Below are 13,969 nucleotides of genomic sequence, written 5' to 3'. Positions count from 1 at the left end.
TATTAAGTTTTATATTAAGATAAGTATAGCTAGGGAGAGGGTTTTTTATGCAATATAAAGCTACTATTATTTAGGCATAAAAAAGCCTGCATAAAAGCAGGCTTTAGCCTTCAGGGAAAATTAAAATTTAGCGCGAATGCCTAAGCTATAACGGCGATCCGCCTCAGTGTACTTCCAAGCACCGCCTAGTTCAGATAGGTAGATTGAAGGTTCACCGGTTAAGTTTGTTGCGTTACCTACTAGGGTAAAGTTTTCGTTTATGTCCCAACTTGCAGAAAAGTCTAATTGGCCTCTGTCATCGCGGTAGTTATTACCATAAACAGTACCGTCTTGTGAAATGCTGCCGTTAGAGTTAATGTTTTCTACGCGTTTTTCGTTTTCAGTACTTAAGAAACCGTCACGGTAGTTATAAGCAAGGCGAGTAGAGAAACCTTCGTGTTCCCAAAATACTTGTAAGTTATAAGTGTTTTTAGAAATGTCTAATAATGGGTTGCCGTTTGGCTGTTCGCTGTCTGCGTAAGTGTAGTTTGCATTAATACCCAAACCAGAAAACGCACCCGGAAGGCTTGTAAAAAACTGCTGGTAACCTACTTCAAAACCTTGAACAGAGCCGTTTTCACCGTTAATATTTTTAACGGTATCGATGCCGGTAAGCCCTGCATCTCTAAGGCCCGCAACGTGATTAAAACCATCAGCATCTACAGGATAGTTAGTTGCATCAGAGTAAACCATATTATCTTGAGATACGCCGGCAGTATCAAGCTGACATACTTGGTTCCACTGTGTTACGTTTTGCAGTGCAGCGGTAGTTGATGAGGCAACACACGTGCTTTCGTTGCTTAAAAATGACTTAACATCTTTATAAAATAGTGCAAAAGACAATACGTTACCTTCGTCAAAGTAATGCTCTACAGATAAGTCGTATTGGGTTGCGCGGTATGGTTCTAAATCAATAGCTCCTTGAGTTGCACCGGTTTGGTCGTTATTTACGTCAAATGCAGGGCTTAGCTCGCTAAAGTCGGCTCTGCGCATAACTTTGCCGCAGCAAAGCGAAATAGTGTTTCGTCTGAATAGTTATATGTCACGTTTAAGCTAGGTAAAAAGTCGGTGTAATCATTTTCACCCGTCACTTTTACACCGTTTTGGTAAACACTTGACTCAAGATCTGTTGTTACATAACGAGCGCCCACAATGGCTGTAACGCTATCAAAATCTAAATAAGCCGATATATAAATTGCAGCGGTGTCTTCAACTACATTTTTGTATGCGCTTTCTTGAAACTCTTGATTGTCGTGTAAGCTCCCAGTAGACGCTAAATTAGTGCCTGCTAATAGTTGTTGTAATTGAGCATACGTATTACTTGGGTTAGATAAGCCATTATAAGTAAGGAATGTTAATAGATCGTTTTGACCAGAGTGACCCAGTTGATTAAAAGAGTTATCGTGGCTCATAGTTGTAAAGCTGCCAGGGAACAGCGCGTTATAATCATCGGCCCATAAAGTTGCTAATGACCCATCTGAGTCGTTAATAGCGTTTTTATAAATATCTTTAATTTCTACTTTGTATTGTTCATATTCGTAATCGCGTTTAGTAGCGCGAACACCTGCTTTTACTTTAGAGATCCAGTTTGCACTGCTTAACGGCTCAAACATTTCAATATCAAAACGAACCGCTGTTTCATCATTATTGGTTTTTCTATCTTCGCTTTTGAATGTTCTTAATGCTAAGTTTTGTGGATTAGTAAATGCAGTTGGATCTGAGTGTATAATGCTTGGTAAGCGATTACCGTCTTGTGAAAATGCGCCATCATATAAATGGTTTACTAAATCAACACCGCCACTGGCTTCAAACGTCGATTTTTCGATTGGACGCAATGTAAATTCTGAGTCTGGTCTTATGCTTTCAGAGGATGCAACAGCAACTTCACCAGAAATTTTGATGCTATCGGTAAGACTCCATTCTGCACCAAGTGCATTTGAAAACGAGTCAGTATCACGAAAATCACTGTATGTTTTAGGAATACCAAATTCGTTAGTTAACGTATAGTTATTTACGCCGTTAGCGTCTTGTGTGGTGTTTGCATCTGTTGATAGTGAACCTGCTACACCTAAAATAGAGTTACCAGCTTGCTCACCAGAGCGCTTAGTACCACTTAAATCAAGGTATACCATGCCATTACCCGAGTGTGGTGCCCACTGAAGTGACAAATTTACAGCAGTACGTTCACGTTTTTCTACATATTGCTCAATACTGTGCTCATCTCTGACGATGGCGTTACCGCTTGGTGTGTTTCCTTCTTGAGCGTTAATTACTATGTCTTGAGGTTTTACGCGGCTAGACGTTTCGTCTTGGCGAATTTCGCGATCTTGATATGAAAACATAGCAATGGCACCAAACGTGCCTATTTCATCAAAATCCCAATTATTACCAACAGATCCACTGAAAATAGGCGCTACGTTTTCGGTTTTATCTGCATATTCTGCATCTAATGACATGGCCGCTGTTAGTTTATCTAATTCTAATGGGCGAACCGTTCTTAAACTAACCGTACCACCAAGTGCGCCTTCAATCATATCGGCAGTTGGCGACTTAACAACTTCTACTGTTTTTAAGAAACTTGATGGAAAATCTTGAAGGCTAATGCCATCACGAGAATCGCCAATAGTAGAGCGACCATTTAATTCAACCCGGTTTTGCGGTAAACCACGAATCGAAACACTATCACCCACACCAAAGTCAGAATTAATAGATACACCAGTAATACGTTGCAGGGCTTCGGCAATATTATTGTCTGGTAATTTACCAATGTCTTCAGCAACAACAGCATCAACAATACGACCGTCAGTACGTTTAAGCATTGCAGCTGCTTTCATACTGTTAAGAATTCCTTTTACTTCAATAACCTCTATGTTTTTATCTGCTGTGGCTGAGGTGTTTTCAGACTCTTGTGCAGCTAAAGTAGATGATGTCATTAAAATAAGTGCGGCCGCGCTAATAAGTGCAGGATTACTTTTATGTTGTTTATTGATTAGTGAGGAAGTAATTCGATTAAGCTTCATGTATCTCTCCCGTTTGGGTAATTGTGTGTTGATGATGCGCTTTGGTTTACCAATTTTTCAGCGTTTTACTTTTTTTGGTAATGCGTAAAGTGTGGTTAAAATTAGTCCAATTAAGTTTTAATTTCAAGCTTTGTTTACCAGTAGTGTGAATTTGGTATTACAATTTTGGTTTCTTTTTATTTAATATTTAACAAATTTAACAAGTTATGTTTTTAATTTATTTTGTAATCGCAGTTAAAAAGTTTAATTTAATGTTGGTATATAGGTTTGTTATTGCTATTTATTAATTATGCTTTTTAAAAGCAAGGTGAGTTTAACCTTACTTATTTGGGAAGATTGGGGTTTTAACCTATAAAAAAATTCATTGTTTTAGATAAGAAAGTGCTGATAAGTACCAAGGCGATAAAAAGAAATTAACTTACTGAGGAGGTATGAGGCGTTTATTTAAAATAAGAAATGTAAATTACTTACTGGTAATGGCTTTGTAGTTTTTATTTTAAGTTTAAAATTGGTTTGGTTAACCAATTTAATTGCTGATATAAATAAAATATCGACTGGTAATAATAATATAAAATTTAAATGCAGATGTACGAGGGGTTAATTGGGGGAGGTTCTTTTTTATGCATTTGCTGAGCGTGACATTATTTAATGGCTACTTGGGGGTAAACTTTTTAAGAGCAAAATGCAGATACTTTGCTATGTATGATGTGTAATTATTTTAGTAGGTTATTATTTTAGTAAGTTATTAGCACTTAAAAAGCCCGCATTATTAATAATGCGGGCTTTTCTTAATTTTAAATTATTAACTAACAATAAATATTTAGCTATGTATGCCAGTTATAATAGTGCACCTACTTTTGTAGTTCACCTGTTGATGATTCAAGGTGGGCACGAATAAACCATTGAAATTGCTCTAGCTCAGCTAGTTGGCTGGTGATCATATCCTCAGAAACCGGATCAAGATCAGCAAGCGTATCTATGGCTTTACGATGATCGCTATTAATACCGCTATATACATTATCGAGTGCACTTAAATGCTCGGTAACGAGGGCTTTACCAATTGAGTACTCGTCCCATGTACGGCGATCAACAATTGATTTTGGCGTACCAACAGGTACTCCACCTAGCGTTGCGATGCGCTCAGCAATGGTGTCTGTCATTTCGCGTACAACCGCAACTTGTGGGTCTAGCATTTCATGCACGCCAATAAAATTAGGGCCAACTACGTTCCAGTGAATATGTTTAAGGGTAAGTTGTAAGTCAATTAGCGCAACCATACGATTGTCGAGTGTAGAGATAGTTTTTTCTGCTGAATCGTTACTCATACCTGGAGCGGTAAATTTAGCTGTTTTGTTACTATTACTCATAATTTCTCCTACTTAATTATTTTGCCCATTAATTACTATATGAACATACTTTACTTTATTTAAAGCAATCACCATGCCGAGAAGGGATTTTAAATAAAGTTGTTTATATACAATTAGATAGGGTTTTCAATATGAGGGGAAGAATGATGTTAAATATTACATATTTGAAAACTATGCACTTTTTTGTAAATTATGCACAGTGTAATAAATATAATAGCTAAAGGGCTTAGCTATTATATTTAATGCTAAGCCCTAAAACTAAGCCCGCAAAGTATTGTTTATTAATTTGACGAGTTATTCAATCCGCAGTGCCATACAGTCACTATTGCCATTAATAATCATGCTTTTATCGACTCGCACACCCGCACCAGAATATTTTCCTGCTGTGGTAAAACTGCATATTTGTACAAAGTAATCGTCTACTTTTGGTAGCGCAAATAATTGCTGATATATTTGCTCTTGGGATGCAAAGTGTCCGGCGGTTTCCTCAATGGTTTGTTGTTGCTGATCGACTAGTTGAATATTTGCTCCGCAGCGGCCAACAATGGGTTTTACTACATAGCCGGTTTGTAATAATTCATCACTGAGCTCAAACGCGGTATTGAGCAAATATTTATGATTAGGAAATAAACTCCACAGCATCGGTAAGATTGCTTTATTACTGGGGATCAGTGTCCATAGTGGTTCAAAAACCATGACATTTTTACGCAATAATACATCAGCCAACCGCGGGGTTGCTCCTGCTTGCCATTGCGGCTCAAAATTATGATTTTGAGCTTGATCAGCCTCGCATTCTTCACGAATTTGCTCAAGTGCAGTTTCCCACGACCAGGTTTTCCATACATAATTAAGTTTATTGCCATCGGCATCAATAATATTGCCAAAGGCATCCCAAGACAGAGTATTTAAACCAATAATAATTTTGCACTCAAAACCTGCTGCCGCAATTGTTTCTTTCATAAATAAAGCGTGGTAATGCTCTTCTGGCTCGTCATCTTGAAGAATATGAACTAAACCTTTTACTTCACTTTTTCGCCACGCTTTTACTAAGTCTTTAAATAAATCTTGGCCTGCATCAATACCCGTTTTAACCCCAAAGTGCTTTGCCCATTTACCCTGAACTTTACCGCTTTCCATATAACACGAAGCGGAGTCGCAGTTGTATTCATACACTTTTAAGCCTGCGGGGGTTAGTGCAAAGTCAAAGCGACTGGTGATCAATTGATTTAAGCGGTTATCCCACGATTGACGAATTTTATTGAGTACTACTTCAGGTAAATTAAACTTTTTTAATAGCTCAGGGTGCTGTAACACATAATCGGTGGCATGCATAAATAAGCCATGCAGCTCATTAGTGGCGTGCTCAATGACTTGTTGGGTTGTGTGTGAAATAGTAAAGTAGCTATGTTGATCCTCTGCATTGGAGGTAAGCTTGTGGCCTTGCATCATGTCTACATAGGCGGCTTCGTCATCATTAGCAATATTTAACCATGACTTTGCAGCTTGGCCTGTATCGGCAATGTAATTAGATTTTATTGTAAATAAATCGGTGTTTATTTCAGTGGTAGGTTCTGCGTGTTCAATTTGATCAGTTTGGGTCATCCAGCCTAAAATAGTTGCATCGTTATAAGAGCATTCAATCCAATAGTCGCCATCTTTGGTTATTTTAGCTTTAAGCTCGCGGCACCAATTTTGACCTTGTGGCCATGTTTGATGGCCAACATTTTGCTCAGCAAGACGAATTTTATCAGGGTGAACTTCTACTACAATGGCAACATGGCCGGTTTCTTCAAACTCACCACCTTCTTCCCAAATAAGTAAACTACCAACTTGAGGGTGATGCTTTGCGCCATTTTTAAATGCTTGTAAGGGAAGTCTATTTTGGCTGTTAACTTCACGTACTGAGCGTAGCTCAAAAATATCGTAAGCCATGGCTATGTCATCAAAAATATAACCATGATTGAGATACATCCAGCGCCTAGCAAATTCAACGCACTGCCATTTATAACCCATATAAATGCCATCTAAATAACTGCGATAGGCACTGCGGTTAGGGTAAATGCTTTCGTCGGCAGAGTCATAGTCAGACGAGTAAACAGCAACATTACCAGGTGCGTAACCTAATAGTTCACCAAAATCACGAGCTGGAGTGCTAGTTTTCATAACAAGTTTGTTCAAAATAAAGGCCTATAATCTGCTGACTATAGGAGCGAAGTAGCTTGATAGCAAGATAAAATGCTATGCCCTTATTTAGGTTTTTATTTGCGACAGATAAAGGCAGTATTAATTGAGTTTAACAGCGAGATATTTAATTACATCATCACTAACTTGCGGTAAAAAATAAATGTCATCATATTTAAAGTACTGCACCGAGCTAATAGTTACGGGCTTTGCTGCCGTTGGTAGCGAGTCGTAAAACAGCCCAAGCTTATAATTGTTGCTGTTATTTACTTTGATTGCTCGGTTAACCTGTATTTTAGGCGTATCTACTACTGTGTAGCCGTTATTTTCGGCAATATAATATACATTTTGATAGGTATAATAAGTGTTATTGCGATGCCTTAAACGTGAGTGGTATCTAGGCAGTGATCTAATATGTAAACCTCTTGGTGGCATTACCTCTCGATAGCCTCTGCTGTGTTTACGATAGTAAGTGCCATTATGGGTATTAAATACTGCACCATTAAAACGTACCGATACACTATTACTAGGAATATGACGTATCACTTTACCTGGTTTATGGTGTTTGTTATGTACATTTTGCGGATTTGCAAAGGCGTTACTTGAGAGCATAGTAAGTGTTAAAAACACTGCTAACAAAACAGTTAAGTTAATAGTGTTTAGCTTTATAGGTGTTAGTTTCACAGTTATTTGTTTCATAGTAATGTCTCGCTTATGTTTTTTATACATAACCGATATTAGAGCCTGAAACTGAATAGCAACTGATAGCGGCTGTAATTACACAAAGCTTTACATATGTTTACATAACTAAAATGCTTGTTGGTAGGGTTTTGAGCATGCTAAATGAACAGGAAAGTGGTTAATTATGGGCTGTTTTGCGGGTTTTATATAACTGTAGCGCAGTATAAAAAGCCCAGCAAAGCTGGGCTTAATTATTAATTAGTCTTGCTGTGGCGTTTTCATTATTTTACTGGTGATCACACCTGAAGTAATAGAGCCTGACACATTAAGCGCAGTACGTGCCATATCAATTAATGGTTCTATTGATATAAGTAACGCAACAATTTCTATGGGTAATCCCATTGTTGGTAATACCACTAGCGCAGCAAAAGTTGCGCCGCCGCCTACACCGGCAATGCCAAAAGAGCTAATCACTACAATACCTATTAAGGGTAGAATAAACTCAAAAGTCATCGGGTCTATTCCCACACTAGGTGCAACCATCATTGCTAGCATTGCAGGGTAAATACCTGCACAGCCATTTTGTCCAATCGTAGCACCAAAAGAGGCTGATAAATTAGCAATAGCTGGGGGAACTTTAAGTTGGTTTACTTGTGTATCTATGTTCATTGGAATTGATGCCGCTGAACTGCGCGAACTAAAAGCAAAGGTCATTACTGGCCAAATCTTAGTAAAATAATGTTTTGGACTAACCCCAACTAGGCTTAACAGTATGCCGTGCACAACAAACATTAATAAAATAGCGACATAAGAGGCGATAATAAACGCCAATAAATTAAGAATGTCGTTACCACTTGAGTTTGCGACTACATTCGCCATTAATCCTGCAACACCGTAAGGCGTTAAAGCTATAACCATTTTAACTAAGCTCATTACAGTGGCTTGTAAAGCGTTTACACCAGTACGAATAGGCGCTGTAAGTTCGCTGCGCTCTAGCATTACTTTACGTGCAGCAATGCCTATTAACACGCCAAAAATAACGACGGCAATAATAGAGGTTGAACGTGTATTACTTAAATCGGCAAATGGGTTTTCTGGAATAAAGCTAAGCAACATTTGTGGCACATTTAAGTTAGCAACATTAGCCGCTTTACTCTCTAAAGTAGTCATTTGTGCCGCTTCACGAGTGCCGGCCACTAATCCTTCTACGCTTAAGTTAAAGCCATAAGTAACCGCAATACCAACCAATGCAGCAAGGGCTGTGGTAACCAGTAAAATAGAAATACTTACAAATGAAATCTTACCTAAAGAGCCTTGGTTTTCAAGTTTGACTACCGCGGCAATCATAAACACTAATACCAAAGGCATAATGACCATTTTTAATAGCCCAACATAGCCTTTACCAACGACGGCAACCCAACTTAAAACATGGTTAATAACTTGGGGTTGTTCGGCAAATAAAAACTGTAAAGCCAAACCAAAAGCACTGCCCAGTACTAGGCCAAATAAAACGGTGCGTGATAACGTTTTACTTTTTTGCGAAAAAAGATAAATCGCGAATAACAGACTAACAAACAATGCCAGCATTAATAGTACAGCAAGCGACATAATATCCTCTTCATTAGCTGTGATTTAGCGGCGCACTTTAACGCTTTAAACTTATTTAAGAAAATACACTTTCGCTATGACTTAGAAGAAATTGTTATGCATTGCTAATATTTGGTTATAAGGGATGGCAAGCGTTTGTAAATATCTTCAAAGATGTATGGCTAAATGTTATATTACCAAAAGAGTAATCGCTGTAATTGCAGCAAACTAAACAAGTTTGTCAGGATATATGATGCCTAATATTTATATTATTTACCGTGCTATGTTTGATCATAACGGCACTATGCATACCATTGGTGGCATTGAAAACTATATCTTAAGTTTGTGCGATGTTTTTACTCGCCAAGGTTGGCCATGTCATATAGTACAACCGGCTAAAAAAGCGTTTACCTTAACTACTCCCCAGTACACTATTCATAGCGTTACTACCGGTTTATATCGGGGTAACTTAAAAAAAATCGCCCTTGCAAACTGGGTCAGTGAAAATGCAGACAAAAATAACGATATTATTATTTTTGCTACCGACTCTTATTCAGTAAAAATGCCTGATTATAAAACGCTAGCGATTCAGCATGGTATATCTTGGGATAAACCTCGCGCAGCAAAATCAGCCATATCACAATATTGCTCCTCGCTATTAAGTCAGTACAAATATTTATCCTATATAAAATCAGATTGCAGTTTGGTGTGTGTAGATCATAACTTTGTTAACTGGTATCGCACTTGGTTTAATATTAAGCAGCAACATATGAAGGTTATTTATAACTTTTATAGTGAAAAAATTAGCGAAAGTGAATTTGCCAAAAAATGGTCAGATGATAACGCAACACTAAATATTATTATTGCTCGTCGTTTTGTTGATTACCGTGGTATTAAATTAATAGCACCTATTATTAAGCAGCTTTTACCGCAATATAATATTCAAGTAAGCTTTGCCGGAGATGGGCCATTAAAACCATATTTAACAGAACTATTTGCTAATGAAGTAAAAGTGAAATTAATGCAGTACGGACCAAATGAAAGCTTTAGCGTACATAAATGCCAACACATTGCCATTATTCCAACACTAGGTTCAGAAGGTACTTCGTTATCTATGATAGAGGCAATGGCCGCAGGTTGTATGGTTATAAGTAGTAACGTTGGAGGCTTATCTAATCTTATAATTAATGGTTTTAATGGTCGATTAGTGATGCCTAATACTGCCGAGTTTACCCAAGCGCTAACAACTAGCTTGAATGACTATCAGCAAAGTAAAACGTTGGCATATAACGGGTTAACATCAATAGCGAAAGTGTGCTCTAAAGAAAATTGGGCGCAAGATTGGATTGATATGATCAAACATAAACAAGGCTAATATGCAGTGCATTTGGCATTAATTGCACCGTTATTTATGAAAGCACTTAACTAAATGTTAGGTGCTTTTTTGTTTGTACGTAAATTAGTTATTTTAAGTGGTATTAATCTAAAATAGGTTTGCTATGAATACGTGAACTTTTAAACAGGGCTTTATTACCTGTATCGGCTTCGGCCCAAAAGTTGATATTAAATTGCGCGTCGTCGCTTAGCTCTACTTTATGCCAGTATTGTGGCGGGCTGGTAGCAAATTGCCCCGCGTTAATTACAATAGTTTGCTCAGGCTCTGTGGCGGCTTCATTTGCAAATCCGTAAAAGGTAACAGTGCCTTGCATAACGCAAATTTGGCCAAACACACCCTCGGCTGTGTTGTGGTGAGTAAGTAACGCTTTTGGAATGTTATCTTTAGTAAAAAAGTGAGTGGAGCGTTTTATTTTCCAGTGACTTGGTATAGTTAAGTGACTCATAACAATTCCTTTTTTGTATTAGTGAAACAAATATAAAAGTTTAAATCATTTCAGCATCAATATGGCGCATTAAATTAGTTACCCAATTAATATACTGACGATGTATTTTACTACCGTTGTAATTAAGGTTAGTCGAATCTTGGTAATTGATAGAATAGGCTGTTTTGTCATAATTAATATTAACGATTAATTGATGAGTACGAATATTAAGAATTCCCTTTATTTTACCTTCACTAACAGGAGCACACTGCCAACCTAGTTGAATGCAGGCTTTTAAAATACCTGTTTCAACATCTGCTGTGTTATTAATTATTTTAGATGTTTGTGGAATAAGGTTTTGTTCAAAGTTTTTAATTGGCACTGAAGTTGAACAACCCGCGAGTGCGAATAACGCAGTGGCTATAAAAAGTGTTGTTTGTTTTTTCATGTTAGTCCTTTTGTTTAAATATGCAGCGTATCAGTAAATATTATTAAGTGGTAGATACTAGCAAAATTTACTAATAATTTTGCAAATAAGTGCCACTAATATTGATAAATAAATACGTGTTTATTTTATATTGTTTGCCACTTTAGACTAACCTTTGTAAGGAGAGCATATAACGAGGAGCACAACATGGCGGTATCAGCTATTCCAAAAGGGTATCATTCAATAACCCCTTATTTAATTATAAACGGTGCGCAACAAGCAATTGATTTTTATTGTGCCGCTTTTGATGCGCAGCTAGTTATGCAAATGCCTATGCCTGAAGGCGGCATTGCTCATGCAGAAATTAAAATTGGTAATTCACATATTATGATCTCAGATATGTGCCCAGATGTTCATTTTAAAAGCCCTACAGAGCTAGGCGGTACACCCGTAAGCATAATGTTGTATGTTGATGATGTAGATACGGTATTTGCAAAAACCATTGCGTTAGGAGCGAAAGAAATACGCCCCGTTCATGATCAGTTTTATGGTGATAGAGCAGGTACGCTGCAAGATCCTTTTGGCCACGTATGGACCATTGGCACTCATAAAGAAGACATTAATGAGCAAGAGCTCAGAAAAAGAATGGTAGATTTTATGAGTAAAGATCAAGATGCTTAGCTTTATAAAATAAAGGTAAGTAAACAAGGCTTTTACAAGCAGCTAATCCTGAATTCGTCATCTAGGTTTATTGGCAAAACCAGTGTATTAAATTGCCTATTAATAGCATCATCACACATATTGTTAAGCTCAGCGCTACCATTACTATACTTACTATTATATTCAACATGAAAAACAGCTTTATTGTTATTTATAAAAGGGGTGAGTAATTCGCACTCTTGATACTCGTAGCATTGCTCGTTTACTGCAAAATCAAAATAACTATGCAGCTCATTTACCTGATGAAGATTGTTTTTTAAGCCAACCGCCAAGCCACGAGTATGCGCCTGATTTGCTATAAAGCGAGTAAATACAAGCTGATCGTTTGCAGTTAAATTAAAGCCCGAATTATTCATATAGCCGTCAACGTTATCGGGCTCTACGCCATCACATCCTTTTTGTACTGCTAAATCTAGACGACTAGCCATTATTGCTTGCACATTAGGTGAGCGAATATCTAACCAACGCTCTCCTTGCCAATTAGCTAAAGAGTTACCTAATTCGTTGATTAAAAATTGGCTTTTATCACTTCGCCACGATTCATAAGAACCCGCTGAAAAATAGCAAATAACCCGCTTACCTTGAGCTTGTAATGTTTGTATTAACTGTACTGGGGAATCGAATAGGTCTATGTCGTAAATATTAACATTGTAGTTAGTATTTATTGTGCCAGTTAGCTGCCATTGCCAGGTGCTCCCCAATGCGGGTTTATACCAGTTACCGGTAGTAATAGGGGCAATTGCAGGCTCGATTTGGCTAGAGGGAGTTGTTGGTGTATTGTCATTTTCACCGCAGCTACTAATACTGATTAGCAGTAAAAATATAACACAGTGGCCTGCGGTTTGTTTATTAAATAAAGGCAAAAACATAACATACTCAAACGGTATTAGTAGTTATTAATTTAGCTGAAAACTATTGATATTGCATTAAGGATGTCGATTTTTATATTGAGTATTAGGCCTTCCGTGGCCTGCTTAAATTAAATGTTTTTATAGTATGAATAATCACTATAACCAACCTCTGTGCCGCCATACATAGTGGCTGCATCAGCTTCATTTAAAGGCCATTGTTGTTTAATACGCTCAGGTAAATCGGGGTTCGCAATAAAAGGCCGACCAAAAGCAAACAAGTCACCGTAGCCATTATTTAAAATACGCAGTGCTTTATCTACCGTGTATTTTCCTGCATATATAATTCGACCAGAGAACTGCGCTCTAGCTGCTTTATAAAACTGCTCAGGTAAATCAGGTGCGTTATTCCAATCGGCTTCAGCAATCGATAAGTAAGCAATACCAGCTTGTTCAAGTAACTTAATCGCTTCTATGTAGGTGTTTTGTGGATCAGACTCGACCAAACCCAAATAAACGCGGGTTTCATCTGTGCTGCTAAATAGTGGTGCAAAGCGAACGCCTAAACGATCAGCGCCTACAACTGCGCTCACAGCAGTAACAATTTCTTTTAAAAAACGCAGACGATTAGTAAGTGAGCCGCCATATTGATCGTCACGCATATTAGTGTGCTCTGAAATAAACTGATTAACTAAATAACCATTAGCACAATGTAGTTCAACGCCGTCAAAGCCGGCTTCTAATGCATTTTTTGCAGCTTGCGCATACATATTAACTAACTCGCTCACTTCATCAGTACTTAAAGCGCGCGGTGTACTTGGTTCACTTAAAGCACCTTGGCCTGGGCCGGTTTCAATAAATACTTTAACGTTGTCGGCTGTAATTGCCGAAGGAGCTATTGGGCTGGCTTCATTAGGTTGTAAACTGGTATGCGATACGCGGCCAACATGCCACAGTTGAGCAAATATAATGCCGCCTTTAGCATGCACTGCTTGAGTTACTTTTTTCCAACCTTCAATTTGTGCTGCAGAATGTATACCCGGAGTCCATGCATAGCCTTGGCCTCTAGGCTCTATTTGCGTACCTTCGGTAACCATAAAGCCAGCGCTGGCACGCTGCGCATAATAGGTTGCCATTAAGTCGTTTGGAATATTACCTGGCTGCGTGCTACGAGAGCGTGTAAGTGGTGGCATTACAATACGGTTCTTAAGTGTATAAGGGCCAAGTTCTACAGGTGAAAATAACGAGCTGGTATCAGAAATAGATTGATTCATTAAAA

At 37.9% G+C, this 13,969-nt stretch carries 10 protein-coding genes and 1 pseudogene; 2 read left to right on the top strand and 9 right to left on the bottom strand.

Features of this window, described 5'->3' with window-relative positions; genetic code table 11:
* Nucleotides 1–120: 120 nt before the first annotated feature.
* The 5 genes and pseudogenes from AAEY55_RS01860 to AAEY55_RS01840 form a co-directional block, all read right to left on the bottom strand.
* A pseudogene (locus AAEY55_RS01860) lies at nucleotides 121–3,059 on the bottom strand (TonB-dependent receptor).
* Between the two features lie 851 nt (nucleotides 3,060–3,910).
* A complete protein-coding gene (gene dps / locus AAEY55_RS01855) occupies nucleotides 3,911–4,426 on the bottom strand; it encodes a DNA starvation/stationary phase protection protein Dps (RefSeq protein ID WP_011329105.1) in 516 nt (171 codons plus the stop codon).
* A gap of 294 nt (nucleotides 4,427–4,720) precedes the next feature.
* Nucleotides 4,721–6,589, bottom strand: coding sequence for a bifunctional glutathionylspermidine amidase/synthase (gene gss, locus AAEY55_RS01850; protein ID WP_350550029.1), 1,869 nt, complete (start codon nucleotides 6,587–6,589; stop codon nucleotides 4,721–4,723).
* A 120-nt stretch (nucleotides 6,590–6,709) separates the two neighbouring features.
* Nucleotides 6,710–7,306: a DUF6515 family protein gene (locus AAEY55_RS01845; protein ID WP_011329103.1), complete on the bottom strand. Its 597-nt coding sequence runs from the start codon at nucleotides 7,304–7,306 to the stop codon at nucleotides 6,710–6,712.
* Between the two features lie 240 nt (nucleotides 7,307–7,546).
* Nucleotides 7,547–8,896: a cation:dicarboxylate symporter family transporter gene (locus AAEY55_RS01840; protein WP_350549851.1), complete on the bottom strand. Its 1,350-nt coding sequence runs from the start codon at nucleotides 8,894–8,896 to the stop codon at nucleotides 7,547–7,549.
* Between the two features lie 232 nt (nucleotides 8,897–9,128).
* Here AAEY55_RS01840 and AAEY55_RS01835 point away from each other — a divergent pair, with 232 nt between their 5' ends.
* A complete protein-coding gene (locus tag AAEY55_RS01835) occupies nucleotides 9,129–10,250 on the top strand; it encodes a glycosyltransferase family 4 protein (protein ID WP_350549848.1) in 1,122 nt (373 codons plus the stop codon).
* Nucleotides 10,251–10,353: 103 nt separating this feature from the next.
* Here AAEY55_RS01835 and AAEY55_RS01830 read toward each other — a convergent pair whose 3' ends face one another.
* Nucleotides 10,354–10,716 carry a DUF1971 domain-containing protein gene (locus tag AAEY55_RS01830; protein WP_089368711.1) on the bottom strand — a complete coding sequence of 121 codons (363 nt, stop codon included), beginning with the start codon at nucleotides 10,714–10,716 and terminating at the stop codon, nucleotides 10,354–10,356.
* A gap of 40 nt (nucleotides 10,717–10,756) precedes the next feature.
* Nucleotides 10,757–11,143, bottom strand: coding sequence for a lipoprotein (locus AAEY55_RS01825; protein ID WP_011329099.1), 387 nt, complete (start codon nucleotides 11,141–11,143; stop codon nucleotides 10,757–10,759).
* Nucleotides 11,144–11,329: 186 nt separating this feature from the next.
* Between AAEY55_RS01825 and AAEY55_RS01820 the strand changes: the two genes are divergently transcribed.
* Nucleotides 11,330–11,803: a VOC family protein gene (locus tag AAEY55_RS01820; protein ID WP_089368710.1), complete on the top strand. Its 474-nt coding sequence runs from the start codon at nucleotides 11,330–11,332 to the stop codon at nucleotides 11,801–11,803.
* A gap of 32 nt (nucleotides 11,804–11,835) precedes the next feature.
* Here AAEY55_RS01820 and AAEY55_RS01815 read toward each other — a convergent pair whose 3' ends face one another.
* Nucleotides 11,836–12,711, bottom strand: coding sequence for an endo alpha-1,4 polygalactosaminidase (locus AAEY55_RS01815; protein ID WP_350549843.1), 876 nt, complete (start codon nucleotides 12,709–12,711; stop codon nucleotides 11,836–11,838).
* Nucleotides 12,712–12,821: 110 nt separating this feature from the next.
* Nucleotides 12,822–13,964, bottom strand: coding sequence for an alkene reductase (locus AAEY55_RS01810; protein WP_350549840.1), 1,143 nt, complete (start codon nucleotides 13,962–13,964; stop codon nucleotides 12,822–12,824).
* Nucleotides 13,965–13,969: the final 5 nt, after the last annotated feature.

Origin of the sequence: Pseudoalteromonas sp. 120-MNA-CIBAN-0494 (assembly GCF_040308885.1) — a bacterium.
GTDB classification, from domain to species: Bacteria; Pseudomonadota; Gammaproteobacteria; order Enterobacterales; family Alteromonadaceae; genus Pseudoalteromonas; species Pseudoalteromonas nigrifaciens.
Note: the sequence above shows the minus strand (reverse complement) of the source record. Positions and strands in the feature narration are given on the sequence as shown.

What these genes read in the sequence shown, in the direction of transcription:
- dps (WP_011329105.1), bottom strand. Translation starts at nt 4,426, where the DNA reads ATGAGTAATAGTAACAAAACAGCTAAATTTACCGCTCCAGGTATGAGT.
- AAEY55_RS01835 (WP_350549848.1), top strand. Translation starts at nt 9,129, where the DNA reads ATGCCTAATATTTATATTATTTACCGTGCTATGTTTGATCATAACGGC.
- AAEY55_RS01830 (WP_089368711.1), bottom strand. Translation starts at nt 10,716, where the DNA reads ATGAGTCACTTAACTATACCAAGTCACTGGAAAATAAAACGCTCCACT.
- AAEY55_RS01815 (WP_350549843.1), bottom strand. Translation starts at nt 12,711, where the DNA reads ATGTTTTTGCCTTTATTTAATAAACAAACCGCAGGCCACTGTGTTATA.
- AAEY55_RS01810 (WP_350549840.1), bottom strand. Translation starts at nt 13,964, where the DNA reads ATGAATCAATCTATTTCTGATACCAGCTCGTTATTTTCACCTGTAGAA.
- AAEY55_RS01840 (WP_350549851.1), bottom strand. Translation starts at nt 8,896, where the DNA reads ATGTCGCTTGCTGTACTATTAATGCTGGCATTGTTTGTTAGTCTGTTA.
- AAEY55_RS01845 (WP_011329103.1), bottom strand. Translation starts at nt 7,306, where the DNA reads ATGAAACAAATAACTGTGAAACTAACACCTATAAAGCTAAACACTATT.
- AAEY55_RS01820 (WP_089368710.1), top strand. Translation starts at nt 11,330, where the DNA reads ATGGCGGTATCAGCTATTCCAAAAGGGTATCATTCAATAACCCCTTAT.
- AAEY55_RS01825 (WP_011329099.1), bottom strand. Translation starts at nt 11,143, where the DNA reads ATGAAAAAACAAACAACACTTTTTATAGCCACTGCGTTATTCGCACTC.
- gss (WP_350550029.1), bottom strand. Translation starts at nt 6,589, where the DNA reads ATGAAAACTAGCACTCCAGCTCGTGATTTTGGTGAACTATTAGGTTAC.